This window comes from Aeromonas sp. SER, from assembly GCF_038739615.1.
GTDB lineage: Bacteria > Pseudomonadota > Gammaproteobacteria > Enterobacterales > Aeromonadaceae > Aeromonas > Aeromonas jandaei.
On the sequence record NZ_JBCGFC010000014.1, the window covers coordinates 80,846 to 106,783 of the forward strand.

The 25,938-nt window shown below is 60.7% G+C and carries 29 protein-coding genes and 1 pseudogene; 12 read left to right on the forward strand and 18 right to left on the reverse strand.

What is annotated here, in order from left to right; genetic code table 11:
• Positions 1-530: 530 nt before the first annotated feature.
• The 6 genes from AAHA41_RS18410 to AAHA41_RS18435 form a co-directional block, all read right to left on the reverse strand.
• Complete coding sequence (locus tag AAHA41_RS18410; RefSeq protein WP_323071205.1) at positions 531-1,433, reverse strand: hypothetical protein; 903 nt, start codon at positions 1,431-1,433, stop codon at positions 531-533.
• Positions 1,434-1,444: 11 nt separating this feature from the next.
• Positions 1,445-2,212 (reverse strand): hypothetical protein, encoded by a 768-nt coding sequence (locus AAHA41_RS18415; RefSeq protein WP_005343119.1) that lies wholly within the window; start codon positions 2,210-2,212, stop codon positions 1,445-1,447.
• A gap of 12 nt (positions 2,213-2,224) precedes the next feature.
• The gene (locus AAHA41_RS18420; RefSeq protein ID WP_005363079.1) at positions 2,225-2,767 is read right to left on the reverse strand and encodes a hypothetical protein; all 543 of its coding nucleotides are present in this window, start codon (positions 2,765-2,767) and stop codon (positions 2,225-2,227) included.
• Between the two features lie 23 nt (positions 2,768-2,790).
• A complete protein-coding gene (locus AAHA41_RS18425; protein WP_005343121.1) occupies positions 2,791-3,075 on the reverse strand; it encodes a DnaJ domain-containing protein in 285 nt (94 codons plus the stop codon).
• Positions 3,076-3,355: 280 nt separating this feature from the next.
• A complete protein-coding gene (locus AAHA41_RS18430; protein ID WP_323071206.1) occupies positions 3,356-4,108 on the reverse strand; it encodes an SDR family oxidoreductase in 753 nt (250 codons plus the stop codon).
• Positions 4,105-4,983 (reverse strand): NAD(P)-binding domain-containing protein, encoded by an 879-nt coding sequence (locus AAHA41_RS18435; RefSeq protein ID WP_323071207.1) that lies wholly within the window; start codon positions 4,981-4,983, stop codon positions 4,105-4,107. Before AAHA41_RS18435 ends, AAHA41_RS18430 begins: the two co-directional genes overlap by 4 nt.
• 130 nt (positions 4,984-5,113) lie before the next feature.
• On the opposite strand from AAHA41_RS18435, the gene AAHA41_RS18440 reads away from it, so the two are divergent.
• Positions 5,114-5,938, forward strand: a complete 825-nt coding sequence (locus AAHA41_RS18440; protein WP_323071208.1) for a LysR family transcriptional regulator — start codon at positions 5,114-5,116, stop codon at positions 5,936-5,938.
• Positions 5,939-6,013: 75 nt separating this feature from the next.
• Here AAHA41_RS18440 and AAHA41_RS18445 read toward each other — a convergent pair whose 3' ends face one another.
• Genes AAHA41_RS18445 through AAHA41_RS18460 form a run of 4 tightly spaced genes read right to left on the reverse strand, consistent with a single transcriptional unit; the run spans position 6,014 to position 9,757 of the window.
• The gene (locus AAHA41_RS18445; RefSeq protein ID WP_323071209.1) at positions 6,014-6,532 is read right to left on the reverse strand and encodes a protein disulfide oxidoreductase; all 519 of its coding nucleotides are present in this window, start codon (positions 6,530-6,532) and stop codon (positions 6,014-6,016) included.
• Positions 6,533-6,535: 3 nt separating this feature from the next.
• Positions 6,536-7,276 carry a DsbA family protein gene (locus tag AAHA41_RS18450; protein WP_041209245.1) on the reverse strand — a complete coding sequence of 247 codons (741 nt, stop codon included), beginning with the start codon at positions 7,274-7,276 and terminating at the stop codon, positions 6,536-6,538.
• A gap of 10 nt (positions 7,277-7,286) precedes the next feature.
• Positions 7,287-9,329 (reverse strand): protein-disulfide reductase DsbD domain-containing protein, encoded by a 2,043-nt coding sequence (locus tag AAHA41_RS18455; protein WP_323071210.1) that lies wholly within the window; start codon positions 9,327-9,329, stop codon positions 7,287-7,289.
• Positions 9,330-9,379: 50 nt separating this feature from the next.
• Positions 9,380-9,757: a hypothetical protein gene (locus AAHA41_RS18460; RefSeq protein ID WP_033115100.1), complete on the reverse strand. Its 378-nt coding sequence runs from the start codon at positions 9,755-9,757 to the stop codon at positions 9,380-9,382.
• Positions 9,758-9,932: 175 nt separating this feature from the next.
• Here AAHA41_RS18460 and AAHA41_RS18465 point away from each other — a divergent pair, with 175 nt between their 5' ends.
• The 5 genes and pseudogenes from AAHA41_RS18465 to AAHA41_RS18485 all read left to right on the forward strand — a co-directional run bounded on the left by AAHA41_RS18465 (position 9,933) and on the right by AAHA41_RS18485 (position 13,104).
• Positions 9,933-10,661, forward strand: coding sequence for a 1-acylglycerol-3-phosphate O-acyltransferase (locus tag AAHA41_RS18465; RefSeq protein WP_033115089.1), 729 nt, complete (start codon positions 9,933-9,935; stop codon positions 10,659-10,661).
• 210 nt (positions 10,662-10,871) lie between these two features.
• Complete coding sequence (gene pspA / locus AAHA41_RS18470; RefSeq protein WP_139394224.1) at positions 10,872-11,534, forward strand: phage shock protein PspA; 663 nt, start codon at positions 10,872-10,874, stop codon at positions 11,532-11,534.
• 2 nt (positions 11,535-11,536) lie between these two features.
• The gene (locus tag AAHA41_RS18475; protein WP_043849669.1) at positions 11,537-11,743 is read left to right on the forward strand and encodes a PspC domain-containing protein; all 207 of its coding nucleotides are present in this window, start codon (positions 11,537-11,539) and stop codon (positions 11,741-11,743) included.
• A gap of 45 nt (positions 11,744-11,788) precedes the next feature.
• On the forward strand, positions 11,789-12,007 hold the full coding sequence (gene pspG / locus AAHA41_RS18480; protein WP_041209239.1) for an envelope stress response protein PspG: 219 nt from the start codon (positions 11,789-11,791) through the stop codon (positions 12,005-12,007).
• Positions 12,008-12,142: 135 nt separating this feature from the next.
• Positions 12,143-13,104: pseudogene (locus AAHA41_RS18485) on the forward strand (IS1595 family transposase).
• A 26-nt stretch (positions 13,105-13,130) separates the two neighbouring features.
• On the opposite strand, the gene AAHA41_RS18490 reads toward AAHA41_RS18485, so the two are convergent.
• The gene (locus AAHA41_RS18490; RefSeq protein WP_323070880.1) at positions 13,131-13,478 is read right to left on the reverse strand and encodes a GIY-YIG nuclease family protein; all 348 of its coding nucleotides are present in this window, start codon (positions 13,476-13,478) and stop codon (positions 13,131-13,133) included.
• Positions 13,479-13,522: 44 nt separating this feature from the next.
• Between AAHA41_RS18490 and AAHA41_RS18495 the strand changes: the two genes are divergently transcribed.
• Positions 13,523-14,257, forward strand: coding sequence for a transporter substrate-binding domain-containing protein (locus AAHA41_RS18495; protein WP_323070881.1), 735 nt, complete (start codon positions 13,523-13,525; stop codon positions 14,255-14,257).
• On the opposite strand, the gene rarD is transcribed toward AAHA41_RS18495, so the two are convergent.
• Positions 14,239-15,129: an EamA family transporter RarD gene (gene rarD / locus AAHA41_RS18500; protein WP_323070882.1), complete on the reverse strand. Its 891-nt coding sequence runs from the start codon at positions 15,127-15,129 to the stop codon at positions 14,239-14,241. The two genes, AAHA41_RS18495 and rarD, sit on opposite strands and share 19 nt — an antisense overlap.
• A 102-nt stretch (positions 15,130-15,231) precedes the next feature.
• On the opposite strand from rarD, the gene AAHA41_RS18505 reads away from it, so the two are divergent.
• Positions 15,232-15,819 carry a uracil-DNA glycosylase family protein gene (locus AAHA41_RS18505; protein ID WP_323070897.1) on the forward strand — a complete coding sequence of 196 codons (588 nt, stop codon included), beginning with the start codon at positions 15,232-15,234 and terminating at the stop codon, positions 15,817-15,819.
• A 3-nt stretch (positions 15,820-15,822) separates the two neighbouring features.
• Here AAHA41_RS18505 and AAHA41_RS18510 read toward each other — a convergent pair whose 3' ends face one another.
• On the reverse strand, positions 15,823-16,680 hold the full coding sequence (locus AAHA41_RS18510; protein WP_041209234.1) for a DMT family transporter: 858 nt from the start codon (positions 16,678-16,680) through the stop codon (positions 15,823-15,825).
• Between the two features lie 91 nt (positions 16,681-16,771).
• Here AAHA41_RS18510 and AAHA41_RS18515 point away from each other — a divergent pair, with 91 nt between their 5' ends.
• Positions 16,772-17,662, forward strand: coding sequence for a LysR substrate-binding domain-containing protein (locus AAHA41_RS18515; RefSeq protein WP_042032621.1), 891 nt, complete (start codon positions 16,772-16,774; stop codon positions 17,660-17,662).
• Positions 17,663-17,674: 12 nt separating this feature from the next.
• Here AAHA41_RS18515 and znuB read toward each other — a convergent pair whose 3' ends face one another.
• Both znuB and znuC read right to left on the reverse strand, forming a co-directional pair.
• Positions 17,675-18,454, reverse strand: coding sequence for a zinc ABC transporter permease subunit ZnuB (znuB, locus tag AAHA41_RS18520; protein ID WP_033115078.1), 780 nt, complete (start codon positions 18,452-18,454; stop codon positions 17,675-17,677).
• Positions 18,455-18,474: 20 nt separating this feature from the next.
• Positions 18,475-19,251 (reverse strand): zinc ABC transporter ATP-binding protein ZnuC, encoded by a 777-nt coding sequence (znuC, locus tag AAHA41_RS18525; RefSeq protein WP_323070883.1) that lies wholly within the window; start codon positions 19,249-19,251, stop codon positions 18,475-18,477.
• Between the two features lie 96 nt (positions 19,252-19,347).
• Here znuC and znuA point away from each other — a divergent pair, with 96 nt between their 5' ends.
• Together znuA and AAHA41_RS18535 are read left to right on the forward strand one after the other, a co-directional pair.
• Positions 19,348-20,268, forward strand: a complete 921-nt coding sequence (gene znuA / locus AAHA41_RS18530) for a zinc ABC transporter substrate-binding protein ZnuA (protein ID WP_323070884.1) — start codon at positions 19,348-19,350, stop codon at positions 20,266-20,268.
• Positions 20,269-20,343: 75 nt separating this feature from the next.
• A complete protein-coding gene (locus AAHA41_RS18535; protein ID WP_323070885.1) occupies positions 20,344-21,018 on the forward strand; it encodes a transglutaminase-like cysteine peptidase in 675 nt (224 codons plus the stop codon).
• On the opposite strand, the gene AAHA41_RS18540 is transcribed toward AAHA41_RS18535, so the two are convergent.
• Together AAHA41_RS18540 and AAHA41_RS18545 are read right to left on the reverse strand one after the other, a co-directional pair.
• Entirely contained in the window at positions 21,013-21,954 is a 942-nt protein-coding gene (locus tag AAHA41_RS18540; RefSeq protein ID WP_323070886.1) for a TAXI family TRAP transporter solute-binding subunit, read from the reverse strand. The two genes, AAHA41_RS18535 and AAHA41_RS18540, sit on opposite strands and share 6 nt — an antisense overlap.
• Positions 21,951-23,246: a LapD/MoxY N-terminal periplasmic domain-containing protein gene (locus tag AAHA41_RS18545; protein ID WP_323070887.1), complete on the reverse strand. Its 1,296-nt coding sequence runs from the start codon at positions 23,244-23,246 to the stop codon at positions 21,951-21,953. The genes AAHA41_RS18540 and AAHA41_RS18545 overlap by 4 nt, the downstream gene beginning before the upstream one ends.
• Before the next feature lie 259 nt (positions 23,247-23,505).
• On the opposite strand from AAHA41_RS18545, the gene mepM reads away from it, so the two are divergent.
• The gene (gene mepM, locus AAHA41_RS18550) at positions 23,506-24,843 is read left to right on the forward strand and encodes a murein DD-endopeptidase MepM (protein ID WP_043849679.1); all 1,338 of its coding nucleotides are present in this window, start codon (positions 23,506-23,508) and stop codon (positions 24,841-24,843) included.
• A 70-nt stretch (positions 24,844-24,913) separates the two neighbouring features.
• Here the strand turns inward: mepM and AAHA41_RS18555 are convergent, their stop codons facing one another.
• Positions 24,914-25,858, reverse strand: a complete 945-nt coding sequence (locus AAHA41_RS18555) for a D-2-hydroxyacid dehydrogenase (RefSeq protein ID WP_323070888.1) — start codon at positions 25,856-25,858, stop codon at positions 24,914-24,916.
• Positions 25,859-25,938: the final 80 nt, after the last annotated feature.

Below are 25,938 nucleotides of genomic sequence, written 5' to 3' on the forward strand. Positions count from 1 at the left end.
GAAATTTAATCTGGCGAGATTAATTGTCTTTTATTGATCTATTCCGGTTTTTTATGCGGTTTTGGCTGCTGAAAAGCTGGCGCTGGCGGGGTGGTTATTAGAGTGCGCGGGTTTGAATGGAGCCCATTTTTTGGCTGAACTGATTTGATAGTGAGATCGCCATCCCGCTTTTGGCTGCTCTTTCGCCATTGCCGTCGGCATGTTGAGTGGCAGCTTATTTATTCAGTTTCACCCTTTGAGTGAATAATTATCCTGGATTGGCGTATGGCCCTGCGCAGTGACAAGAGCCACAGAGGGCAATGAACAGAGTGAATTACACCACTGATCTGTTCCCCAGATTGCCGGTGCAATGCGCTGCGCTTGGTGCGCCCAATGTGTTGCTCGGCAGCCCGAGGGAGGCTTGCGCTTGTCCCCTCTGCCTTTGGCAGAGGGTCAGGGTGAGGGGACATCCCGGATAGAACAACGCCCGGCGGGCCGGGCGTTGAGTTATCCCACATGGGGGCGCAACAAAAGAGGCGGCGAAAGCGGCCTTAGAAGTTGTGATAGAGCGGCCAGCCGAGCAGCGGGTGCTTGAGACCGGCGCGCATCTCGATGTTGTCGAGCTTCTCCGGCGAGGCGTTCTCTTTTTGCAGCAGCTGGTACTGGCGCACAAAGCCGAGGGTATGGAGCAGGTTGGGCACAAAGCCCGGGCTCAGCTCCTGCCGCAGGGCGGCGGCCATGTCGGCGGGCAGCGCATTCAGCATCAGGGCCAGCTGGGCGGCGAGGTAGTCGGTGTCATACCAGCACTCGTCGAGCTCAATTTCCCGCGCCAGTTTGCGCTTGAGATCCTGCTTCACCTTGAACGGGGCGGCGCCACTGCCCTTGCCGCAGAGGATGCGGTAGAGCAGCGCTTCGGCCAGTTTGTCCTCCATGGTGGGGTGGTCGCTCTCGCAGGCGAAGAAGTGCTGGTCGATGAGATCCATCAGGCGGCTCTTGTTGTGCTCGGTCAGCGCCTTCTCGTACTCCTGCCACCCTTGCCACTCCTCCACATCGGGCGGGCTCGAGATCTTGTCCAGCAGGCGGGCATCCACGTCACCGTAGAGGCTGTTGCCAGCCTGCTTGGGGCTGACGGTAATGAGCATCGACCAGCCCTTCTGGAACGGCTTGATGGGGCCTTCCGGCGCCTGCAGCAGCGCCAGCGCCTTGGCCGGATCCCGCGCCGAGAGCTCCTGCAGGCCGAGGCTCACCACGCCTATGACATCGTGGGCTGCCTGCTCCAGCAGGTGCATCTTGTACTTGTTGTAGTACTTGTCGGCGAATTTGAGGCTCATCAGCACCGCCTTGCCCTTGATGGCGGCCAGCTGTTGCTCGCTCAAACGTTCATTGTCGCGGCCAAAGCGCAGCACCTGGGTCAGAAAGGGGCCCTGGTTGGCATCGCGAATGACTAACTGCATGAATGGGCTCCTTAATCCAGAAAGCTGAACATGTCGTCGACGTCGCCGTACTCGTCTTCCTCGACCTTGTTCTTCTCTTTGGCCTGCATCACCAGCTCGGCGGCAAACTTGTTGATGATGCCGTCCCAGCTGGAGTGCTCGTTGCGCAGCAGCGCCTTGATGGCTTTCTCCACCTCGGGGGCCAGCTCACGGATCAGCATCAAGAGGCTGCGAGGGTCATCCAGCGCGTAGTCGTGGACATCCTCGCTCTGCTGGCGCTCGCTGTAGCGCAGGGACTCTTCGAGATCCTCCTCTTCGGCGTGCAGCACGTCGCGATAGCCTTCGTCCTCTTCATAGCGATCGCCGCGATAGAACTCGATAAAGGGGATGGCGAGGTAGAAGAGACCGGCCGGGTCTTCGGCCACGCACTCGAGGATCTCGCGCTGCTTGGCTTCGCTATCCTGGGTGCGGATCAGGTAGTTGAGGAAGTCGAAGGTATGCTGTTGCAGCTCGTCGGCGTTGTTCTTGATCGCCTCTTCCCAGTAGAGCGGCTGCTGGCAGACGATGTCACGGATCCGCTCCGGGGTCATCAGCTCGGAGATGATGGAGGGGAAGGAGATGTCGTGCTGGCCGTTAATCTGGGTCAGGGTAACGATATCAATGTTTTCAATCACTTCTGCCAGCTGGTCGTCAGACATGGTCTTGGCGATCAGCTCGAATTTCTCGCTGGCCTGCTTCGGCTCGATAACGGCCAGCTCTTTGATCTCGATGGCGGTAATTTCTATCAGACTGTTGCTCATGCCTTGCCCCAATTAGAAACGGACTTCGTCGTACATATCCTGATCGCCGTCGTCATCACCATAGCGGTCACTGCCGCCATGGTAGTCGGCGTCGGCATCTTCCCCATCTTCATCTTCTTCGTCGCGCAGCTCATAGTCGTCATCGGCGCGGTGGCTACCGCGCGGTAGCGGGTTGTCGAGCAGGAACAGCACGGCGCAGGCTTCCATCAGCTGATCTTCGCTCTGGGCCCGCACCGCCTTGACCAGCGGCAGGGCGGCATTGTTGAAGCCGACGCTCACCTTGAACTCGTCCCAGCTTGGCTGCTCGCCGCTGGCGAGCCACTTGTTCCACTGCGACTTGGCCTTGGCCGGGAACTGCACCCGGCCATAGAGGGCCAGCGGCAGATACTCGGGCATAAACTCCAGCATGCTCATATCGGCCAGCAGCAGGCTCTTCATCTGGTCGGTGAACTGTTCCAGCCCCTTGGGGTCGTCCTGATCCCGGTAGGATTCGATGTTTTCGCTGGCATCGCTTTGCAGCGACTTGAGCCGCGCCTGGTCCCATCTCTTTTGCATAGTTGCTCTTTCTGCCTGCTGTTTCAGGGGTAGAACTGATCCCACATCTCCTGCATGGCGGAGGCGGGGTCGGTCACGATGACGTTGTTGAAATCCTTGATAAAGGCGGCCCGCTGTTTCGGATCGGACAGCACTTCATAGGCCTGCTTTACCTGGTGCAGCTTGATGGCTGCCTGCTCTTTCTCTTCTTCACTGGCCCCGTGCAGCTTGTCGGGGTGGTACTGGTTCGACAGCCGACGATAGGCTTTCTTGATGTCGTTTTCGCTGGCGTTGGACTTGACGCCCAGCACCCGAAAGTAGTTGTTCATGGCAGATCCTGCATCACTGGCATCATAGGATTCACGCTGCGAGTGCCTGATGGTGGGGATTGGCAAACCAGGCACGGCAAAAACCCGTCATTTTAACGGAAACAGCCCGCCAACGCGATGAGTTGGGCGATCAATTAACGGGCGAAATGAAGAGGGGTCAGTTGAGTGCCTATTGTTGCCAGTCGATCTGGCCAGTGCAAGGGCGGCGGGGCAAAAGCGATGAAAAAACGGGCAGAAAAGGGGCGGGCGGCAGGCCGGGGCGAGGCTGCCGCCGCAGGGGTTACTCCTCCCAGAAGGAGGCGGAGGTGTGGTAGATCATCTTCTTGCTCATCCCGCCATCAACCACCAGGTTGGCACCGTTGATAAAGTCGTTGTGAGGATCCGCCAGAAAGAGGCAGGCGCGGGTGATGTCGTCGGGGCGACCGACCCGGCCACTCGGGTGCTGGCGGTGATCCGCCTCGGTCAGGGTGTGGTAATCCTCCGCCTGGATCCAGCCCGGACTGATGGCATTGACCGTGACGGGATAGTCGGCCAGCGAGTTGGCGAGGGACTGGGTGAGAGCGACCAGCGCCCCCTTGGAGGCGCCATAGGCATCCCAACCCGGTTCGTTCTGCTGCCAGCGGGTGGAGGCGATATTGATGATGCGGCCATAGGACAACCCGCGGTTGGCCTGCACAAAGGCGCGGGCGCAGAGCATGGCACCGCGCACATTGACCGTCATCACCTGATCGAACTGGGCTGCGCTCAGCTCCTCGAAGCGGGTGTGGAACTTGCTGATGGCGCCGTTGTTGATCAGCAGATGGATGCCGCCATGTTGTGCTCGCACCTCGGCAAAGAGGCGTTCGATAGCCTGCTCATCCCGCAGATCGAGCGGATGAAAGTGGATTTCGGGATGGTCGAAAGCGTGAGGGGCCAGATCGGTGGCGATCACCCGATAACCCGCCTCGGCCAGCCCGATGCAGAGCTGGCGGCCAATCCCGCCAGCGGCGCCGGTGACCAGCGCAATTTGGGGTTGGTTGGTCAGCTCGTTCATTGTGCCGCTCCATTGCGTGCCCGCAGCACCTTGATGAGGGCCGACACCTCCTGCTGACCAAACCCTTGCGCCACCCCTTCCTCAAACAGATCGGCGGCAAAACGCGGGAAGCGGCTGTCGATCCCGGCATCGGTGGCATGACCGGCGAGGCGGCTGATGGCGGCGCTCCAGGTTTTCAGGCTGGCGTAGGGGTGATCGAAATCGCCGCTCGCCAGCGTCTTGCCCAGATGGGCCACATCGCCACCGAGAATGGGCGAGAGCTCGCTGAACTGGGCGCACACCCTGGCTACCGGCAACCCTTCCGCCTCGCAGATCAGGGCGCCGTGCAGAGCACCAAGCAGGCCACCGGCAAAGTAGGCGGCGACGGCGCAATCTTGCGCCGCAGCGGCGCCCACTGCCTCGGCCACATGGTCGAGGGTCGGGGCGAGCAGACGCAGCACCGGCTCGGCGTCGCTAAAGGCGGTGCTGGCCCCCGAGCAGATGATGCTGGCATCGCTGGTACCGATCTGATCCGGGAAGCAGAGGATGGCGCCATCGAGATAACGGGCGCCGCGGGCGTGGCTCCAGCTCTCCAGCGCTCTGGCCCCCTGCGGGCTGCCGGTGGAGAGCTGCACCAGCAGCTTGCCCGCCACCGCATCGCTCGCCTCGTCCAGCAACTGCTGGCTGACGGCGTAGTTATCGACGCAGACAAGGGTGATATCGCTTGCGGCGATGGCCGCGCCAACCGAGGGGGCGAGTGTTGCACCCAGCGCCTGCAACGGGGCCGCCTTGGCGGCGCTGCGATTCCAGACGGTGACCGGATGGCCCACCTTGAGCAAGGTGGTGGCGAGGGCGGAGCCCATGGCCCCGAGGCCGATGACAGAGAGATGGCGCATGATGGCTCCTGGCTGTGTTGATAGACGCTGATATAGAAAATTGGGATGCCTTGTGGCAGTTAAGCCACTATATTTGCCCCGTGTCGCCGTGAAAAATGGCTTTTATGACTGTCTGGTATAGGTGAATTCTATGGATGTGCGAACCCTGCGTGCGTTTGTGGCTGTCTTCGAGGAGCGCAACATCACGGCGGCCGCCACCCGCCTCTTCATTACCCAACCTACCCTCTCCACCACCATCAAGATGCTGGAGGATGAGCTGGGGGTGACCCTGTTTGTGCGGCAGGCGCGCGGGGTGGAGGGAACTGAAGCGGCGCACCGGCTCTATCCCCGCGCCAAGCGGCTGATCGCCGATACCGACTCCCTCGCCCGCGAGTTTCGTGAAACCTCCCCCTGTCTCGAGCTGACGGTGGGGATTGAGGCTGATCTGGGTGATGGCGTGGTGGGGGCGCTGGTGCAAGGGGCGCTCGCCCACGAGGAGATCCTGCTGACTCTGGAGGAGGGTTGCTGTGGCGATGTGCGGCTGGGCTGTGAATCCCTGCGTTGCGGTGACGAGCTCTTTATCCCCCTGCTGGAGGAGGAGTTTGTGCTGGTGTTGCCGCCGGCTCACCCGCTGACAGGCAAGGGAGCGCTCACCCCGGCGGTGCTGGCGGACGAGCCCTGGGTCACTTGCCCGCGCCACGGCTCCCACTTGCGGCTGATCGCCATTCTCGGCAATCAGGCGCCCCTCTATCCGCGGCGGGCAGGGTCGCTGAGACTGGCGGCGACTATGGTGGCCGCCGGGGCAGGGATCGGCTGGTTGCCTCGTTCCCTCTGTCCGCCCGGTTGTACAGTCGCCGAGCTGGCGGCCTCTTCCTTCAAGCGGCGGGTAGGGCTCTGCTACGCCCCCGATGCGTTGCGCTCGGCGGCGGTGACTGCCCTGCTGGAGCAGGTGCGCGGGATGCAGCTCCCCGCCTGATGTCGGGATAAAAATGTCGGCATAAAAAAGGGCCATCCGGTGGGATGGCCCTGTTGAGGCAATGTTGTTGCGTGGCTAGATCGACGCCCACCAGAGCCGCAGCTGCAGGCCCCACTTCGAGCTCCAGCCGGTGGTGCTGCTCACCAGCTTGCCATCCTTGATAACGAGGAAAGTCGGGGTGACCCCCACCTGCCACTGGGCTGCCAGCGCTCCCGACTCGTCGTTGTGGGTCGGGAAGGTGAGCCCCTTCTTGCTCATTCCCTTGGCTAACTGCTCCGAATTGCCGGAGCGCAGTGCCACCGTCAGCACGTTTTCCCCCTCTTGCCAGAGCTGCTGCACGGCCGGGGTGGTGAAACGGCACACCCCGCACCAGCTGGCCCAGTAGTAGACCAGCAGCGGCTTGCCCTGACTCAGGGTGGCGAGATCCGTACTGGTGCCATCCTGCAGAGTGACGGGGGCGCTCATCGCCCCCTCAGGCAGGGTCGGGCTGCGCCACAGATCGAGCAGGGTCGAGATGACCAGCGCTATCAGCAGCAGCCAGATCGCCTCCTTGCTCCAGCGTCGCCAGCGGGGTTGAGGGTTGGTGCTTGCCATCCCTTACCCCAGCTTGGCCAGTTCGGCCTTCACCAGCTGCTCCAGCTCCTCATAGGGAACGGCGCCCGGCACCAGCTGGTTGCCGATCAGGGTCGCCGGTGTGCCCTGTACCCCCAGAATGGTGCCGATGCGCAGGCTGTTGCGCAGCTCTTCGGTCGCCTTGGGCGCGGGCTTGAGCGCCACGTTGCCGGTGGCGGCCAGCGCCTTGTTGATATCCGCCTCGGTCAGCATCCCCTGCTTGCTCATCAGCTTGTCATGCAGGGCGAGGAAGCGGGCCGGATCCTGCTGCCACAGGGTCAGGCTGTACTGGGCCGCCTTGGCAGAACTCTGTCCCTTGAACGGCAGCAGCTTGATCACCAGCCCCAGATCGTCGGGATAGGCCTTGAGCAGCTTGGTCAGCCGGGGATCGAACTGCTTGCAGTAGGCGCAGTTGTAGTCGGTGAACAGCACCAGCGTCAGCTTGGGGTTTCTGGCTCCGAGGCGGGGGCTGGTTGGGCTGTTGAACAGCACATCCTTGTTGCCCTTGATGAAGTTGCCAAGTTGCGCCTGTTGGGCTGCCGCGTTCTGTTTCTCCCAGGATTCGGCCGCTTCGTCGAGGATCTTGGGGTTGGCGATCAGGGTCTCGCGGATCAGCTCCTTGATGCGGGCCTCCTGCTCCGGGGTGAAGGGGGCGGCGTGCAGAGCCGGAGCAGTCAGCGAGCCGGCAAACAGGGCGGTGAACAGGGCGATGGAGCGCAGGTTCATGGAGTTCTCCTTAAAAATGGGTGGCGTTGGTCTGGATCAGACCGGCCTGATTCAAGAGGGTAAGCAGATCGGCCTTGTCCAGCAGGGGGGAGAGGGTCTCTCCCTGTGGCAGGCCGGGGCCGTAGATCTGGTTGAAGGGGACGGCTGCTGCCCCGCGCTGGCGCAGGAAGGCGGCGATGGTCTCGTCCGGTTTGCTCCAGTCGCCGCGCAGGGGCACCACATCGGGGGCCGAGAGGGCGCTTTGCACCTCATCGCGCAGCAACACGTTGTATTTGTTTGCCTTGCAGGTAACGCACCAGTCGGCGGTGACATCGATAAAGATCCGCTTGTTCTGGGCGAGGGCATCGGTGATAGCGCGTTCAGAGAGCGGCTGCCAGACCACCTTGTCAACGCTGGCCGAGCCCTGTGCGCTAAAGGCGCCCCCCAGCAGCAGGGCAGCGCCGACAAGCGCCGAGAGGGAGAGGGCAAGCGTGAAGCCGCGGATGCCATAACGCCAGACGATGCCAATCAGCAAGGCCAGCAGCATGGCGGCCATCAGCCAGTAAACCTGAACGTTGCCCAGATGGCTGCCAAGCAGGCTCGCCAGCCAGAGGCTGGAGCCCAGCATCATCAGCCCGAGCAGGATGCGCAGGCGCCCCATCCAGCGACCCGGTTTGGGCAGCCAGAGGGCGAGCCGCGGCAGGGCCGCCACTAGCAGCCAGGGCAGGCTCATGCCAATCCCGAGCGCGGTGAAGATAAGCCAGAGCTGGCCAAGGGGCGCTGCCAGCGCAAACGCCACCGCGGTGCCGAGGAAGGGGGCCGAGCAGGGAGTCGCCAGCAGGGTGGCGAGACTTCCCTGCAGAAAGTGACCGCCGAGGCCATTGCCGCCGCTGGTGGCGAGGCGGGTATTGAGGTTGCTCGGCAGGCGGATCTCGAACAGCCCCAGCAGGTTGGCGCAAAACAGCAGGGTGACCAGCACCATAAAGGCGATAAAACCGGCGCTCTGGAACTGGATGCCCCAGCCGACGGCCCCTTGCGTGGCGCGCAGCAGAGTGCTCATGGCCGCCAGCACCCAGAAGGAGGCGATGATCCCGGCGCTGGCGGCAAGGAACTGTTTGCGCACTGTTTCCTGTTCACGGTGCTGATGTTGCAGCACAGACCCCAGCTTGAGCGCCAGCACCGGCAGCACGCAGGGCATCAGGTTGAGGATGAGGCCGCCGAGCAGCGCCGCCCCCAGCAACCAGAAGAGGGGCTGGCCCGGCGCTGGCAATACGAGCGCTTCGCCAATCGAGCCTTTGGTCTGCCACGCCTGTTCGCCACTGGTCAGCAGCAGGCCGAGGGATTGGCCGCGCAGATCCGGCGCATCCCCCTGCCAGCCATCGCTCACCGGCACCCGGGCGATCAGGGTGTTGCCCTCGACCTCGAGCGCCGGTTTGCCAAACTCGGCCCCCTCCAGCGCCTCGATAAAGAGCGCTGGTGATTGCCAGCCCTCTGCCCGCTCGGCGCGCAGTTGCAGCTGGTTGTGCTGATAACCGAGCTCGACCCGGGTGTCGGCGGGCAGCGGCTGGGGCAGGTTGCTGATGGTCTTGGCCCAGCCGAAGTCGAAACCGGCTGGCGTCTGCCCATCTACCGCGAGGGTAAAGGGGAAGTCGGTCAGGATGCAGACGTTGCTGCAGGTCGATAGGCGCAAGGTGCCATTGAGCGATTGGCCGGTCGGGTAGTTGAGGCTCAGAGGGAAGCGCACCTCACCCTGATAACCCTGGGTACTGAGTCCGGCCACCTCGAAGTGGCGCGGAGCGGGCCAGCGCCACTGAAAGTCGCCGACCGGCTCATCCCACAGGATCTGGGGGGCAATGCCCCCTTCGCCCGGGCTGTGCCAGTAGGTCTTCCAGCCGGACTCGAGGGCTACGTCGAGCAGGATGCGGGTGTGGTCAGGGGCGCTGCGGTCGGCCTGCAGTCGCACCCTGGCGTGATCATTCTGTGGGCTGGTGAGCCAGCCCGTATCGCTGGCCAATCCCGTGGATTGCCACAGCAGGCAGGCCATAAGCAGGGCTGCCTTGAAAAAGTTTGTCATCTGTCTGGTCTCGCAAAAAATGAGTAACGGCGAATGGAAAAAGGCCGGAATCATTCCCGCCAGACGCAGAGCGTGAGGTGAAGTCGCCGCTCGGGGGGTGAGATAACCCTTGGCGGTGGTAAGGGAGGGGTATAGCGCCAGAGTGGTGCCAGCAGGGCAATCAGCAGGGCGACGGCAAAGAAGAGTTGTTCGACGCAGAGCAGAGTGGCGGCGCTCAACCATTTGCCATTGAGCTGGCAGCTGGTGGGCTGCGGGCTGACCGGCTTGCCGTCGTTCTGCTCATCATCGATGCTCTGAACGGGCAGGGCCTGACAGGTGAGGGCATGATCGAGCAGTGCCAGCCTGGCCAGCGGCTGTGCCGCGCAATTGAGCACCAGCAGGCAGACCAGCAGCAGGAGTCGTTTCGCCACGCGTTGTTGGTGAATCATGCTCGCCCCGTTCATCAAGATGGCCACATCCTAACGGCCAATGGCGGGTGGGGCAAGTTGCCGGCCGTTTTATGAGCGCTGAGGCTGGCGCCGTGTGGTCGGTTCTGTTTGGCGAACGCTTGTTCGCTAAAAGGGGGATCAGTATACTGCGCCGAGTTAAAATTCGAGGTGTTCGATGCTCAAAATTGCCCGTGTGCTGCTGCTTGGTCTGCTGCTCATCTTCTGGTTCCTGTTCGGCCTGCTGCTCTGTCTGGTTCGTCCGCGCCACCCCAACAACGTCTATGTCTTCGCCCGCATGTATCACGCGGTCTGCCCGCTGATCGGGGTCCGGGTCAAGGTGACGGTAGCCGACGAGGTGAAATCGGTCGGGCCTGCGGTCTATGTCTGCAACCACCAGAGCAACTACGACATCTTCACCGTGACCGGTGCGGTGCAGCCCGGCGTGGTTGCGGTGGGCAAGAAGAGCCTGCTGTGGCTCCCCTTCTTCGGCCTCATCTTCTGGCTCTCCGGCAACGTGTTGATCGACCGCTCCAACCGCTCTCGCGCCATTGGCACCATTGGTCAGGTGGTGGAGCGCATCAAGGCGCGCGGCACCTCCATCTGGATGTTCCCGGAAGGGACCCGCTCGCAGGGGCGTGGTCTGCTGCCATTCAAGGCGGGCGCTTTCCATACCGCCGTACAGGCTGAAGTGCCGGTGGTGCCCATCGTCTGCTCCAGCTACTTCGGCCAGATCGACCTCAACCGCTGGGATAACGGCGAGGTGCTGCTGGAGGTGATGGCCCCGGTTTGCAGCAAGGAGCACGGTGCTGCCGGCATTCGCGAGCTCTCCGAGGTGTGCCGTGCCCGGATGGAGGCCAAACTGGCCGAACTGGATGGCAAGCTGGGTCGCCATCACGCTGCCTGAACGCCATCATAACTGCATTGAAAGGGGAGCCACGGGTTCCCTTTTTTGTTGGTGAAAATCACCACGCTATTGGTTTTTTTCACCAACAAAGCGTTATTTAATTCCCTCGTTAAATTCCTATCTATCTGTAGGGCAACAATATTTTTTCTTGGCACGGCTCTTGTAATGCAATGGGAAGAGATAGTCATCCCATCCACAAGGAGCCAGACCATGAGCGTGTTCAGCCGCCTGACCGACGTAATCAATGCCAACCTGCACAGCCTGCTCGACAAGAGTGAAGAGCCCGAGAAGATGCTGCGCCTGATGATCGAGGAGATGGAGCAGGTGCAGGTCGATATGCGCACCCAGGCCGCTCGCGTCATCGCCGAGCAAAAACAGCTGGAGCGCCATCAGCAGGCGTTGCAGGTGCAGATCCAGGAGTGGTCGGCCAAGGCCGAGTTAGCCATCCAGAAGGGACGTGAGGATCTGGCCCGCGCCGCCCTCACCGAGAAGCTGGCGGAGGTCAAAAAATGTGAACAGCTGGAGCAGGACAAGGCCCGGGTCGCCGAGGTGCTGGCCCAGCTTACCGCCGACAGCGAACGGTTGGCCGCCAAGCTGACCGAGGCGCGGGAGAAGCAGAAACTGCTGACCCTGCGCGAGCAGACCGCCCATAGCCGCATTCGTGCCCGCGCTCAGGTGGACAACCAGCGTATGCATGAGCTGATGGCCCGCTTCGAAGGCTTTCAGGGGCGGGTCGATCAGCTGGAAGCCCAGCTGGAGGCGGCCACTCTGGGGCAGAATCCCTCGCTGGAGGCGCAGTTCCGCGAGCTGGAACTCAATGACGAGATAGAGCGCGAGCTGGCCCGTCTCAAGGGTCAGAAGGTGGAGGCATAACCATGACTCCCTGGCCCAAGGATCTTGTCCATCGCAAGCTGACCGGCGTCTGCGCCGGCATTGCCAAACGGCTGGGGATATCCAGAGTGACGGTGCGAGTGGTGGCCCTGCTCGGCCTGATCCTGGTGCCGCCGCTGGCGCTGGCTGCCTATCTGCTGGCGGTGCTGGTGATGCCGCCCCGTTATGAATTGAAACGCTGGCTGGATTGACCGCAAGGCAGCCCGGCGGCACAGAGTGCCTGTAAGGAGCAAGTTATGCTGGAATTTTTCATATTGCTGGGAGTGTTGCTGGTGATGGCGCTGACCGGTTTTACCCTGGTGGCCATGCTGCTGGTGAGCGGCGTGTTTGTGCTGCTGGGGCTGCTGAGCGGCATGCTTGCCCTGATCATCAAGCTGGCTCCCTGGTTGCTGCTGGTGCTGGTGGTCTGCTGGCTTATCAGCCACCGCAGCAGGCGGTCCAATACCTACCTGTAATCACTGCAAGTCGTGTCGTTATCCCTGAACTCCCTTTTGTCGGCCACCCGTGAGGTGGCCTTTTTTATGGCTCTGTCCCAATTACGTGTTGAAAGGCTAATCTTGAAGTAGGCCATCACCTTGAGGGCTACCATCATGGATACCCCAGCCTTTCAACACCTGTTATCCCTCTTTCCCCAGCTAACTCTTCGCCAGCGCCGTGTTGCCCAACAGGAGCTCACCGCACCTCATGCCATTACCTTGCTCAATACCCAGTTACCGGCATGCAGCGGGTGCCCTCATTGTCACGCCGACGCCGCCCAGCTGGCCCCTTGGGGATGGAGTCGTGGACTACGTCGCTACCGTTGCAAACAGTGTCTGCGCACCAGCTCGGTGCTCACCAAGACGCCTCTGGCTCGGTTGCGTAAAGCCCAGTGCTGGGAAGACTACGCGCAAGCCCTCATCGAAGGGCTGACCGTCCGCCAGGCAGCGATGCGTTGCGGGGTCAGCAAAAACACCGCGTTCCTCTGGCGGCACCGTTTCTTGCGCGCGATGGCCACTCATCAAGCCACTCGTGAAGAAGGCATCGTTGAGGTGGATGAGACCTTCTTCCTCGAGTCATTCAAGGGGCAGCGGGGATTGCCGCGTCCGCCGCGGCATCGTGGTGGTAAGGGACGAACCCGGGGAACCGGACGGGATTATATACCGGTGATGGTGGTGCAAGACCGAGCAGGTCACCATGCAGATTTTCAGTTGGAAGAGATGAATGCCGAGACAGTCATCGCGGTGTTGAAGCCCCTTGTCTCGCCGGATGCCGTGCTGTGTAGCGATGGTGCGGGTGTGTATGCCAGCTTCAGCAAAGTACAAGGCGTGACGCATCAAGTGGTATGCAATCGTCAGGGTGAGCGAGTAGCCGCGCGTATCACATTCAACATGTGAACGGGTATCACCATCGGTTGAAAGAGTGGATGGTACGTTTCCATGGTGTGGCGACGCACTACCTGAAGAACTACCTGGGTTGGCGCAGGATGCTGAAGCGTTACGGGAGGGGAGTGAATATCAAAGCGTGTTTGCATGAGGCACTGGGGCACCCCATGCAACACGTAATTGGGACATAGCCTTTTTTATGGCCCGGCCTTGCCTTTTATGGTTCTGCGTTGCCGAGGGCGAGCCAGCGCAGGCTCCACGGCAGCCAGAGATCAGGGCGGGTGATGAGTTGCTCCTTGAACGCCTTGGGCTGCTGCTTGAGGCGATATTCGAGGCGCAGGGCCGCTCCTTTGTCGCCTACCTCCTGCTGCCACACCAGTGCCAGCGGCCCCTTGCCACGCAGGGCGCGGGAGCCCTTGCCGCTCTGATGCTGGCGCAGGCGGCGCTCCGGCGCCGTGCTGATCCCGGTATAGAGCAGGCCTGCAGCGGTGCGCACCATATAGATTGACCAGCAGGAGGGCGGGGTGGATGGCGATGCCGGAGCCCCGGTCGGGGGTTTTCTCATTCATGTTCTCTGTGCCAAACTCAAAAGCAGCTCAAGGAGGTGCGATGAGAGTCTGGTTCTGGTTGTGGTTGCTGTTGTCGGTTCCGGCTCTGGGGGAGACGATCCGTCTCTATGATTATCACCAGCATCCCCCCTTCAATACCGGGGTGAATGCCGGCTTGAGCAGCGAGCTGGTGAAGTATCTCAATGAAAGGCTGGGAGGTGAACCCAGGATCGAGCTCTGGCTGGTCAATCGCGCCAGACTGGCGCTGGAGATGTCGGATCCTGCCTTCAACGGTCTGGTCGCCTGGGTCAACCCGGCCTGGGTCGGGGATCCCCAGCGCGAGCTATACCTCTGGACCTTCCCCATCATGCGCGACACCAACGAGCTCGTCTCAAGTCGCCAGCATCCGGTTACCTATCGTGGCCCTGACTCCCTCAAGGGTATGGTATTTGGCGGGGTGGAGGGGTATCGCTATCTGGGGATCGATGATGCTGCTGCCCGGGGTGAACTGGAGCGCCACGATGCCAAGAAGGTGAAGACCAATCTCGATCTGCTGGTGCGCGGCCGCATCGATGTCACCCTGGTGCCCGGTTCGGCCCTCGCATTTTTCACCCACGTCCCTGACTATGAGGGCAAGCTGTTCGTCTCACCCTTTGCCCAGTCCAGCTATACCCGCCACATTCTGGTGCCCAAGTCCCGCCCCGAACTTCATGCCCGGCTCAACGACATTGCCGAGCAGATGGATCGGGACCCCGCCTGGCACAAGATCCTCGAGTCCTACCGCGGCGCCCCCTGAGGCTGACGCTTGAGGCGGTGCAGCGGCACCAGACTCACCAGCAAGCCCGCCCAGACGAAGGCGAAGCCGACCGTCTTGATGGGATCCGGCGTTTCACCAAACCAGTAGATGGCGAGCAGGAAGGCGAGGCTGGGCTCGATATATTGCAACAGTCCCACCGTGCTCATCCGGGTTCTCGCCACCGCGTAGCAGAAGAGCCCGACCGGCAACAGGGTCGCGGGCGCACTGCCCATCAGCAGCAGTTTGTCGGCCAGATCCCCGTTCACGAATGCCCCTTCCCCGTGCCACGCCAGCGTGCCGATGATGATCAGCGCGACGGGCAGTTGCACCATGGCTTCCAGATAGAGGCTGGAGCCGGTGTCGTAGTGGATCTTCTTCTTGATAAGGCCGTAGCAGGCGAAATTGGCCCCCATGATGAGGGAGAACCAAGGGAGCTGGCCGTAGCAGAAGAGCATGTAGGCGAGACCCGCCAGTGCCAGGGCGACAGCCAGATGTTTTTGCGGGGTGAGCCGCTCTTTCAGGAAGATGACGGCGAATACGATATTGAACAGAGGCGTCATGAAGAAGGCGAGACTGGTGGTCAGTACCTGCCCTGTGGTGAGGCACCAGGTGAACATGCACCAGCTGATCGACATGACCGGGCCGGCCAGCAGAATGAGGCCCAGCTGGCGCGGCTCGCTGCGCAGCCGTGCCCAGGGCACCTTGTGGCCAAGCAGCAGAAACAGGCCGCCAAGCAGGATAACCGACCAGAGCACGCGGTGGGAGATGAGCTCCCACATGTTGACCTCGGGCATGAACTGATAATAGAGCGGCAGCATCCCCCAGAGGATGAAGGAGAGGGTCGCCGTGCCCGTGCCTAGCCAGTTTTTCATCTCTACCTGTTTATTAAATTAAACATCTATCGGTGAATAATAAATAGAGGCCAGTCCTTTCACAAGCGAGATCTGGTGGAAAACTCTGTTACTATCGCGCTCATGAGTCGACTGGATAGCCTGTTTGAAGAGATCCGTGCCTGCCGTCTGTGCGAGGCGCATCTGCCGCTCGGGCCGCGGCCGGTAATCCGCGGGGCCGAGAGTGCCCGCCTGCTGATCATCGGTCAGGCCCCCGGCACTCGTGTGCATGCCAGCTGTATCCCGTGGGATGACCCCTCTGGCGATCGCTTGCGCCACTGGCTCGGGGTCGATAAACCCACCTTCTACGACGAATCACGTATTGCGATTATGCCGATGGGGCTCTGTTATCCCGGCAAGGGCAAGTCGGGCGACCTGCCACCCAGACCCGAGTGTGCGCCCACTTGGCATGATAAGGTGTTGATGCTGCTGCCGAATATCGAGTTGACCCTGCTAATCGGTCAATATGCCCAGCATCGCTATCTGGGCAAGGCGGCCAGGGGCTCGCTCACCGAGACGGTGCGCAGCTGGGCCGACTATAGCCCCGGCTGGTTGCCGTTGCCGCACCCTTCACCGCGCAACACCCTCTGGCTCAAAAAGAATCCCTGGTTCGAGCAGGAGGTCATCCCTCATCTGCAGCAAAGGGTCGCCCCTTTGCTGAAACGACCCTGAGTATTAGACCGCTGGCTCGGCCAGCGGTTTTGGTTTGCTGCGCGCCATGGCGATGAGCGGCAGGACGATGCAGATACAGCCCAGCAGCAGCGGCAGACCCGGCTGCTCGTCAAACAGCCATACCCCGATGGCGACGGCCATCAGCAGACCGGTATATTCCGCAGAGGCGATCTTGCTCGCTTCCGCCTTGCGATAGGCCACCACGCACAATCCCGCATAGACCATGATCAGCGCCGAGGAGCCGAAGGCGGGCCACCACATCTGCCACTGCCAGTCGCCCCCTTCCCACCAGGCCAGCGCGAGAATGAAGGGCATGCTCAGCACGTTGGTGAAAAACAGGGTCTGAGCGATGGGCTGCTTGAGCGGGATGCGCTTGATCAGCAGATTGTTGAGCGCCATCGACAGTGCTACCCCGAGCGCCGCCAGTGCGGCCCAGTTCACTTCGGTCGGGCGCAGTACGATCAGTACCCCGATAAACCCAATGACTGCGGTCAGCACCTTCTGGCGCGAGATCGCCTCTCCTGCCATCCATACTGCCAGCGGCACCATCATCAGGGGCGCGGCATAGAAGAGGGCGTTGGCAGTGGCGAGCGGCAAGCGGGTGAGGGCGACCACCATCAGGCAGACACCGACCGCCCAGATATGGGCACGCAGCAGGTGCCACTTGATGGCCACCGGCGGGTTGCGGCGCCATGACCAGAGCAGCCAGGGCATCAGCAGAAGGGCTGCAGAAACCTGGCGGAAAAAGACAAACTGGAAGATGGGCTGATCCGGCTCCAGTACCTTGACCAGCGCATCGGAAAAAACCGCCACCATATTGCCCAGCACCAGATAAAGGATGCCGATCCCCACTGCATTCATACCACCTCCCACTTCAGATGAGGGGAGGGTAGCGTGCCGGTTGATATCCAGTAAAATGATAAAAAATGACCATCCATGAGATATTTAGATAATGAAGCTTCCTCCCCTGCGTGCGGTGCAATATTTCGAGGTGGTGGCCCGGCTGCTCAGCTTCTCCCGCGCCGCCCTTGAACTGAACGTCAGCCAGAGTGCGGTCAGCCACCAGATCCGCCTGCTGGAGGACTTTCTGGGGGAGCGGTTGCTGCTGCGTCAGGGGCGGCTGCTCTCGTTGACGACGCAGGGGGAGAGCTATTTCGAGGGGATTGCCGCCGGGCTAGGTCAGATTGCCCAGAGCAGCGAGCAGCTGCGCGGGGGCGGCGAGATGCGGTTGCGCCTCGCGGTCTACAGCTCGTTTGCGGTGAAGTGGTTGATCCCGCGGTTGGCCGGATTGCGCCAGCTCTATCCCGAGCTGGATTTGAGTCTGGAGATGGTAGCGGAGGATCCCGAGCTCTCCGATCGGGTGGCTGATTGCTTTATCACAGTCTCACCCCACGGGCGGGGCTACTGCCACGACCTTATCTATCAGGAGCGACTCTTTCCGGTCTGCAGCCGCCGCTTGTTGCAGCAGGTGGAGGGGGAGTGGCCAGACGCCATCTGGCAACTGCCGCTGCTCTCGGTGCAGTCCATCTACAAGGCGCGGGGGGAGGATTGGCAGCGCTGGGCCAAGGCAGGTGGCTTGGTGATCCCTGACGAGGCGCGGATGCACCACTTCAGCCATGTGTTGCTGGCGATGGAGGCGGCGGCCTGGGATCAGGGGGTGGCGTTCGTGAATGACTACATGCTGCGGCCCGATGATCCCCAACTGGTGGCCTTGCCGGTACACCAGCTGGAGACGGGGGATGCCTTCTATTTCACCTGCAAGCGCTCACGGGCCCATGAGCCCGCTATCAACCGGTTACGCCAGTGGCTGATGATGGAGACACGCCAGAGCATGCCGTTGTAATTGCTCGGGTTATCAGGCTTTTTTGAACTGGCTCAGTACAAACAGGCTGGTGGCGCAGACGACGACTGAAGGCCCAGCTGGGGTGTCCTGATACCAGGAGAGGGTCAGCCCGCCGAGTACGGCGAGACAGCCAATCAGTGCGGCAAAGCCGGCCATCTGCTCCGGCGTCTGACTGAAACGGCGGGCGGTAGCGGCGGGGATGATCAGCAGGGAGGTGATGATCAGCGCCCCGACAAACTTCATCGCTACGGCGATCACCAGCCCAATCAGCAGCATCAGCACGCAGCGCAGCACATCGACCCGGATCCCTTCAACTCGCGCCAGCTCTTCCGAGATAGTCATGGAGAGCAGGGGATCCCACAGTCGCCACAGGGTGAGCAGCACCAGTGCACCACCGCCGTAGATCCAGAGCAGATCCATCGGTTGTACCGAGAGCAGGTCGCCAAACAGGTAGGCCATCAGATCCACCCGCACGTTATCCATAAAACTCAAGGTAACCAGACCGAGGGACAGGGCACTGTGAGCCAGAATGCCGAGCAGGGTATCGGTCGCCACCTGCTGGTTGCGACTCATGATCACCAGCAGCATCGCCATGGCGAGGCAGCAGACCACCACCGCCAGAGTGAGATCGACCTGCAGCAGGATGCCCAGCGCGATGCCGAACAGACAGGCATGGGAGAGAGTGTCGCCAAAATAGGCCATCTTGCGCCATACCACGAAGCTGCCGAGAGGGCCGGCCAGCAGGGCGATGCCGAGGCCGGCCGCGAGGGCGTATAACAGAAAGCTGTCCACTTGAATGTCCTGTTCTTGCGCTATTTGCTGTGAGCGTTGTTGCGAGAGGGCAGGCGGATGACGGGGGCCTGCGGTTCATGATGATGGTGTTCGCCGTCGCAGTGGTGATGATGGGTATAGACCGCCAGCACCTCCTGCTCCGGTCGCCCGAACAGGCGGGCAAATTCGGGGTGGCGGGCCACGCTCTCCGGTTCGCCATGACAGCAGACGTGGCGATTGAGGCAGATCACCTCGTGGGTGCTGGCCATCACCAGATGCAGGTCGTGGGATACCATCAGCACGGCGCAGTTGAATTCGGCGGCAAGCTTGCCGATGAGGGCATAGAGCTCGATCTGGCCGTTGATATCCACCCCCTGCACCGGTTCATCCAGCACCAGTAGTTCAGGTTTGACCAGCAGAGCGCGGGCCAGCAGTACCCGCTGCATCTCACCACCGGAGAGCTTCTGCATCCTGTTGTCCAGCAGCCCTTCGGCACCGACTCTGGTCAGCGCCTCTTCGATGGAGATCCGCCCCCTCTTGCCCAGTTGCAGAAAGCGGCGCACGGTGAGCGGCAGGGTGGGATCCAGATAGAGGCGCTGCGGTACATAGCCGACTCTCAGATCGCGGCAGCGTATGATCTGGCCGGAATCCGGGGTGAGCAGACCCAATACCAGTTTGCTCAGGGTGCTCTTGCCCGCCCCGTTGGGGCCGACCAGGGTGGTGATTTTGCCTTTATTGAGGGTAAAGGAGACCTTGTCGAGCACTGAGCGTCCATCGAACGAAAGACAGACCTCTTTCAGCTCTACCAGTTGGGTCATGACAGCTCCGGGGTTTACAGCCAGTGGGAGTTATAATATAACAAAAAACAGAAGCTGTTATATTATCACACAATCACCCGCTGACGAGATTCACCAATGAGAATTATTGCTTTTTTCACTGCCCTGCTGGCGGTGAGTTTGCCTGTTCGTGCCGTGGAGGTGCTGACCACCATCAAGCCCCTCGGCTTTATTGCAGCGGCGATCACGGAAGGTGTGAGCGAGCCGGAAGTCCTGCTGCCAACCGGCGCTTCTCCCCACGACTTCTCTCTGCGTCCCTCCGATGTACGCAGCATCAGAGAGGCGGATTTGGTGGTCTGGGTCGGCCCCGAACTGGAGGGTTTCATGAGCAAGCCTCTGGCCAATCACCCCCATGTCTTGACCCTGACCCAGGTGCCGGGTATGCCGCTGTTCAACTACGCGACCAAGGATAGCCACGATGGCCATCAGCACGATGACCATGCGGATCATGACCATGGCGATGAAGGGCATGAAGGTCATCATCATGAAGGGATCGACCCCCATATCTGGCTCGGTCCGATGCAGGCCAAGGTGATTGCCGGCGCTATCGCCAGCGAGCTGGGCAAGCAGGATCCGGCCAACAAGGCGCGCTACGAGGCCAATTTGGCCGCGTTTACCGCCAAGGTCGATGCCAGAGACAAGGTGATCGCCGGGCAGATGAAAGCGGTGAACCAGAAGGGGTACTTCGTATTCCACGAAGCGTATGGCTACTGGGAGCGTCACTATGGCATGAGTTCCAAGGGCCACTTTACCGTCAGTCCGGAGCGTCGTCCGGGAGCAAAAACACTGGTCGAGATCCGTAAGGCGCTGGAGGAGAAGCAGGCAAGCTGCATCTATGCCGAGCCGCAATTCTCGCCGGCGGTGATCGAGTCGGTTGCCCGCAATACCGGCGCCAGAGTGCTGCTGCTGGATGAGGTAGGTGAGCAGGTTCCGCTCGGTCCGGAAGGTTATCCCCAGTTCATGGATCAGTTGGCCAACTCTTTTGCCCAGTGTCGTTGACACTGGGCCCGAAGAGCCTGCTCTCTGTTGTCTGGGACTATACTGACCTCCAGCATCTGACATGGAGTGTCCGGTATGAAATGGCTGTTAATCCCCACCTGCATGCTGGTACTTGGTTGTGCCGGCGTGCAGGCTTCCCGCCTGTCGGAATATATCGCCAGCCCCGAGCTGCGGGAGAAGTTGCAGGAGGTCTACGGCGGGCGCGCCATTCAGCGCGCCGAGGCGTTTTCCCGCTTGCTGACGCCCAGAGCCGGCACCACGGATCAGCAGAAGATCGAGCTGGTAAATCACTACTTCAATAACCTGACCTACAGCGATGATCCCAGATTGTGGGGAGAAGCGGACTACTGGGCCAATCCATTGGAGTTTATCGGCGCTCGCGGTGGCGACTGCGAGGATTACAGCATCTCCAAGTACTACACCCTGATGGAGCTGGGGGTGGACGAGAAGAAGCTGCGGCTGGCTTACGTCAAGGCGGTGCGTTACAACCAGTTCCACATGGTGACGCTCTATTTCGCGACCCCCAAATCAGATCCGCTGGTGCTCGACAACATCAACAGCCGCATTCTGCCCGGAAGTCAGCGCACTGACCTTATCCCTGTCTACAGCTTCGATGCCAAGAGCATCTGGATCATGAAGTCCCGCCGTGAGGGAACGCTGGCAGGCAGTGCCGACAGGCTGGCGCAGTGGACGTCGATGAAGACCCGGTTCTCCAGCGAGCAGTTGCGCTCTCCCCGCCGCCAGCTATAGCTTCCCGGCGGTTTTCAACTCGGCAAAATAACGGGCTGCGCCCGGATGCTGCTCAATACTCAGCACCGGGCCGGTTTTGTTGCGTGCCTGATGGAACATGTTGGCGTAGCCATAAGTCTGTTCGTTGAACTTGGTCTGCTGTGCCAGCATGGCACGGGTCAGGTTATAGACCTCTTCTTCGGGAGTGGTTGCATTGGTCACCAGAGTGGCCGCGATGGCAAAGGTGGGGGTGGCTTTCAGATTGCCCGGATAGATGCGCGCAGGCACCTGGCTGCGCTGGTAATACCTGACCCCCTTGATCAGCTGGTCGCGCAGATCGCCATCGACCGGCAGAAATCGGATGGCACACCGCTTGGCGGTATCGAGCACAATCCGGTTGGGGTGTCCCATCACCAGTCCATAGGCATCGATCTGTTTGCTGCAGAGCGCCTCGGCTGCATTGGCCATGCTTTTCAGGTCGAGGTCCTGCTCCTTGGCGCCCAGCAAGTTGAAAAGAGCCAGCGCAGTCTGGCGGGTACCGGAGCCCTTCAGACCCATATCGATGGGGGCGAGCTTGAGCTGCTCCAGCGAGGAGATATCGCCGTCGGCCCGGATCACTATGGTAAAGGGTTCGGCGTGGGTCGCAAACAGCGCGCGCAGGCCGGTTTGTGCGGCGTTGGCGAAGGGGCCGCTACCCTGACTGGCCTGATAGAGCCAGTCAGACTGCACCATGGCGTAGCGGCTTTCACCGCTCCGCAGTCGCTGCAGGTTTTCCATCGAACCGGAGGTTGCCTGCAGCGCACAGCTTATCTGCGGGTCAGTCTTGTGTGCCAGCCGGCAGAATTCGCTGGTGACCTGATAGTAGATCCCCTGTTCACCCCCTGTTGCTATGGTGGACGGTGCGGCCATGGCTCCGGCTTGGCCGAACAGCATCAGCAAGATAGCCAGCTTCTTCATGATTGTGCCTCCCTGGCATAACCATCAATTCCCCAGGTGCGCAGTTTGTCGATATCGCTGCCAGTGCACGCCTCGGCCAACAGGGTGTAGCCAGCCGCATGCATGGTTTGCGAGAGCAGATGCCAGTAGAGCGGCTCCTCACTCAGCTGACAGCAGACAAAGACAGGATTGAGGGGATCGAGTTGATTGAAGGTCTCCGTATTGAGCGGAATAGCGCTAAAGGCCAGCTCTACTCCCTGTTCCTGCAAGCGGGTCAATATCGACTCCCCCTCAGCCGGGAAAGCGGTCACATCCCAGCGCCAGTCGAGTGTCTTGCCTCTTCCCCGGGTCAGCAGCGGGGCTATGGCTTGCCACTGCGGGTGGTGGAGCAAGGAGAGCGGTAGCGAGATACCTTCAACATGGTGTTGCAACCACTGTTCCAGAACCGCTTGAATGGTGGCCAGCTCGCTGTCGGCGGTGAGTGCCGGGTGGGGCAGGAAGCGTTGGTAGAGGGCGATCTCGCCCTGTGTCGAGACGAAGGTTTGCAGGTGGCCGCCACGGGTGTCGGTTAGCCCTCGCAAGGGCTGCGCTGTGGATGGGCGCAGTTGCTTGCCCATCTGGGTGATTTTGAGGCGTTGCTGCAGCAGGTCGCGCTTACGCTCGGAGACCAGCTGGTTGATGGAGAGCACCACCTCTTTGAGATCCTGCAGCCAGGGGGTGGGGAGGGCGCTGTTGAACTGGTGCTTGCGGACCCGGATTAACTGCTGGTTGATCTGCTCCAGCGGCTTTAGCAGCCGTTGGCTGACCAGGGAGATCACCAGGGTAAAGACAACCAGTCCACCCAGCAGCGCCAGTCCGATACGGCTGATGGCATTCCACAGGTGCTGGTAGGCGTAGCCGCTGTGGCCTTCCAGTGTCAGGGTACCGAGCATGCGCCAGCCATCGGTCAGTTCTTGCTCAATCTTGACCGGTGGCATGCCGATAACCGAGGGAAGCCAGCCAGGCACGTTTTGCTGGGTAGCCTGGAACACCTTCTGGAACAGCAGTTGTCCGTCCGGGTCGACCAATCTGACAGAGCTGACGAAGCCGCCATCGAACATGGCATTGACGATGGTTTCGGCCAGCACCTTGTCATCGTTGAGCAAAGTACCTTGCAGCACCAGACCCAGAGCGGTGACGGCAGTCTCCAGATTGGCAGACATCTGGTCGATGATGGATTGGCGGACAGTGGTGATTTCCAGCACAAACAGCAGGATGGCACCGATCAGAAACAGGATGAGGATTATCCTGCTCAATAGTTTTGATAACGTCATCTCCACTCCATGGAAAAGTTATTGCAACATTTGCGGTTTTTATTCTGGCGCTATGGCGAGCCGGTTCTTAAAAATAGGAAAAAATGGTTAAAAAAGACGATCATTTCTGCCCATCCGGGCTGGTTATGCATAAAATGTGAAGTTCATGCAGATTGCGATGAACTATTTGTATCGTTTTTTGTCAAACAGACAGTTTTATGCGGATTTGGTACTACCACATCGCAACTCACACTCTTCAGATATAAAGACAGGATAGCGGATGAAACGTCTCCGTCCCTTGGTAGCACAGGCTGCCAATTGGGAACCACCGGTTCCCCGCAAACACTTTTACGCAATGGTGATGCTGACGGCGATGACCCTGTCAGCAGTGGCGTTGCTGCCGGCTCCGGGTGACATTCTGGAGCGGCCCCTGCGTTTGGAGTTGCCGATTGATACCGCGGGTACGGCAACCAACGAAAACAACACCGACTTTAACGAAATCCCCGATCACGAACTGGTTGATCCCGCCACGCCGGACGATGATATTCCGGTCGATACCGCGCCGCAGTGGCAGGATTACCGGGTGCGCAATGGCGAGAATCTGACCGCCATCTTCAACAATCTGGGGCTCTCGACCACCACCCTCTACAAGGTGCTGGATGCTGACAACAAGAACTATCTGGCGCGACTCAAACCGGGTCAGACCATCGAGCTGCTGATTGATCAGGACAACATCCTGCAGCAGCTCAAGATCCGCCTGAACATCAAGCAGACGCTGGTGATGGCGCGCACCGACGACACCTATACCGCCTCGATGATCAACGAGAAGGTAGACTGGCAGCCGCAGCGCTACGATGGCGTGATCAATGGCAGCTTTTATGTCAGCGCCCGTAATGCCGGTATTCCGGCCAACCATATCCAGAAGATTGCCAACCTGTTCCAGTGGCGGATGAACTTTGCCCAGGACCTGAAAAAGGGTGACAAATTCAAGGTGCTGGTACGTCAGGAGACCGTCGAGGGCAAGAGCACCGGCAACAGCCAGCTGCTGGGTGTGGAAGTGACCAGCCAGGGCCAGACGGTTTCGGCCTGGCTCTCCGATGACGGCAACTATTACGACGGTCAGGGCAACAGTCTGGAGCGCGGCTTCCGTCGCTATCCGACCCACAGCCGCTACCGGATCAGCTCCAACTTCAACCCGGCGCGTAAACATCCGGTAACCGGTATGGTGCGTCCTCACGAGGGCACCGACTTTGCAGTGCCGGTCGGCACTCCGGTGCTGGCGACCGGTGACGGTGTCGTCCAGAAGGCAACCAGCCACCCGCTGGCAGGTACCTATGTCGTCATCAAGCATGGCCGTACCCTGTCGACCCGTTATCTGCACCTGAGCAAACTGCTGGTCAAACCGGGTCAGCGGGTCAAGATGGGCGACAAGATCGGCCTCTCCGGCAACACGGGTCGCTCGACCGGTGCTCACCTCCACTACGAGCTGCGCATCAACAACCGACCGGTCAACGCCATGACAGCCAAGCTGCCGATGGCCGAACCGCTCAGCGGCAAGGAGCGTCGCCAGTTCCTGGCCAAGGTGAAGGGCTACCGCAAGGAGCTGGCCGCAGGTTGATACCTGTCACCGCTTGAAATGAAAAGGCCCCGCCAGATTGGCGGGGCCTTTTTGCATGAGCAATCAGTGGTCAGTAGCCCTTATCGAAGTCTATTTTGCCGTCGAGGGGGTGGCCGTCGATGAAGCGGATATAGTTGCGCACGAAGATCTGGGCCACATCCTCAGGAAAGCTGTAGGCGCTGTTGTGAGGGGTAACGATGAGGTTGGGTTGCCCCCACAATGGGCTGTCGGCGGGCAGTGGCTCCTGCTCGAACACATCCAGCACCGCCATCGCCAGCTTGCCGGTGCGCAGGGCTGTCAGCAGATCGCCGGAGTGAACTGCATTGCCACGTCCCACGTTGAACAGGATGGCGCCCGGTTTGCAGAACTCGAAGCGGGCGGCATTGAAGAGGTGGCGGGTGTCGCGGGTCGCCGGCAGCACGCTGACGATGACATCGGCCTGCGCCAGGATCTTGTTGAGTGCCGGTAGCTGGTAAACCTGATCAAAGCTGGCCCGCTCCCGGCCGCTGCGGCTGATGCCAAGTACCTTCATGCCAAAGTGCTTGCCGGTCTGGGCGATATGCTGGCCAATGCTGCCGGTGCCAAGGATCAGCATGGTTTTCCCCTTGAGCCCCTGATAGGGGTGGCTCTGCCAGAGACGCTGCCTTTGTTGTTCCCGATAGAGAGGAATTTGTCGCATCAAGCTGAGCAGATGGCCAAAGACATATTCGCTCATCAGCGGGCCGAAGATGCCGCGCACGTTGGTAAGCTGGTAGTCGCGCCGGCTGTCCGGGTCGAGCAGTACGTCCACTCCGGCATAGGTAGACTGGAACCATTTGAGTTTCCCCGCCTTGGGGAGGAGCGGTTTGGCACGGGCCGGTTCTGCCATCAGAATATGGGCTTCGCCAATCAGCTTCTCGGCATCGCTCTGGTTATCGGCTCGCAGAATGCGCAGATGGGGAAGATTGGCGGCTTTGAGCAGACGTTCGTAGTGAGCATTATCCTGGCTGAGCAAAAGAAGGGTACGTTGGCTCATACTCTTGTTCCTTATCAGAATTTGCGGCGCAACAAGATGCCGCTCTCGTCCCATCTTACCCGAGTTGCCAGCGCAACATA

Coding starts and splice junctions, on each gene's coding strand:
- AAHA41_RS18535 (WP_323070885.1), top strand. CDS start 20,344: ATGAAATGGCTGTTAATCCCCACCTGCATGCTGGTACTTGGTTGTGCC.
- znuC (WP_323070883.1), bottom strand. CDS start 19,251: ATGACCCAACTGGTAGAGCTGAAAGAGGTCTGTCTTTCGTTCGATGGA.
- AAHA41_RS18410 (WP_323071205.1), bottom strand. CDS start 1,433: ATGCAGTTAGTCATTCGCGATGCCAACCAGGGCCCCTTTCTGACCCAG.
- AAHA41_RS18515 (WP_042032621.1), top strand. CDS start 16,772: ATGAAGCTTCCTCCCCTGCGTGCGGTGCAATATTTCGAGGTGGTGGCC.
- AAHA41_RS18445 (WP_323071209.1), bottom strand. CDS start 6,532: ATGGCAAGCACCAACCCTCAACCCCGCTGGCGACGCTGGAGCAAGGAG.
- AAHA41_RS18465 (WP_033115089.1), top strand. CDS start 9,933: ATGCTCAAAATTGCCCGTGTGCTGCTGCTTGGTCTGCTGCTCATCTTC.
- AAHA41_RS18440 (WP_323071208.1), top strand. CDS start 5,114: ATGGATGTGCGAACCCTGCGTGCGTTTGTGGCTGTCTTCGAGGAGCGC.
- pspA (WP_139394224.1), top strand. CDS start 10,872: ATGAGCGTGTTCAGCCGCCTGACCGACGTAATCAATGCCAACCTGCAC.
- AAHA41_RS18420 (WP_005363079.1), bottom strand. CDS start 2,767: ATGCAAAAGAGATGGGACCAGGCGCGGCTCAAGTCGCTGCAAAGCGAT.
- AAHA41_RS18455 (WP_323071210.1), bottom strand. CDS start 9,329: ATGACAAACTTTTTCAAGGCAGCCCTGCTTATGGCCTGCCTGCTGTGG.
- AAHA41_RS18450 (WP_041209245.1), bottom strand. CDS start 7,276: ATGAACCTGCGCTCCATCGCCCTGTTCACCGCCCTGTTTGCCGGCTCG.
- AAHA41_RS18475 (WP_043849669.1), top strand. CDS start 11,537: ATGACTCCCTGGCCCAAGGATCTTGTCCATCGCAAGCTGACCGGCGTC.
- AAHA41_RS18415 (WP_005343119.1), bottom strand. CDS start 2,212: ATGAGCAACAGTCTGATAGAAATTACCGCCATCGAGATCAAAGAGCTG.
- AAHA41_RS18495 (WP_323070881.1), top strand. CDS start 13,523: ATGAGAGTCTGGTTCTGGTTGTGGTTGCTGTTGTCGGTTCCGGCTCTG.
- mepM (WP_043849679.1), top strand. CDS start 23,506: ATGAAACGTCTCCGTCCCTTGGTAGCACAGGCTGCCAATTGGGAACCA.
- AAHA41_RS18435 (WP_323071207.1), bottom strand. CDS start 4,983: ATGCGCCATCTCTCTGTCATCGGCCTCGGGGCCATGGGCTCCGCCCTC.
- AAHA41_RS18490 (WP_323070880.1), bottom strand. CDS start 13,478: ATGAGAAAACCCCCGACCGGGGCTCCGGCATCGCCATCCACCCCGCCC.
- AAHA41_RS18425 (WP_005343121.1), bottom strand. CDS start 3,075: ATGAACAACTACTTTCGGGTGCTGGGCGTCAAGTCCAACGCCAGCGAA.
- AAHA41_RS18555 (WP_323070888.1), bottom strand. CDS start 25,858: ATGAGCCAACGTACCCTTCTTTTGCTCAGCCAGGATAATGCTCACTAC.
- znuA (WP_323070884.1), top strand. CDS start 19,348: ATGAGAATTATTGCTTTTTTCACTGCCCTGCTGGCGGTGAGTTTGCCT.
- AAHA41_RS18505 (WP_323070897.1), top strand. CDS start 15,232: ATGAGTCGACTGGATAGCCTGTTTGAAGAGATCCGTGCCTGCCGTCTG.
- AAHA41_RS18540 (WP_323070886.1), bottom strand. CDS start 21,954: ATGAAGAAGCTGGCTATCTTGCTGATGCTGTTCGGCCAAGCCGGAGCC.
- AAHA41_RS18510 (WP_041209234.1), bottom strand. CDS start 16,680: ATGAATGCAGTGGGGATCGGCATCCTTTATCTGGTGCTGGGCAATATG.
- AAHA41_RS18545 (WP_323070887.1), bottom strand. CDS start 23,246: ATGACGTTATCAAAACTATTGAGCAGGATAATCCTCATCCTGTTTCTG.
- AAHA41_RS18460 (WP_033115100.1), bottom strand. CDS start 9,757: ATGATTCACCAACAACGCGTGGCGAAACGACTCCTGCTGCTGGTCTGC.
- rarD (WP_323070882.1), bottom strand. CDS start 15,129: ATGAAAAACTGGCTAGGCACGGGCACGGCGACCCTCTCCTTCATCCTC.
- pspG (WP_041209239.1), top strand. CDS start 11,789: ATGCTGGAATTTTTCATATTGCTGGGAGTGTTGCTGGTGATGGCGCTG.
- AAHA41_RS18430 (WP_323071206.1), bottom strand. CDS start 4,108: ATGAACGAGCTGACCAACCAACCCCAAATTGCGCTGGTCACCGGCGCC.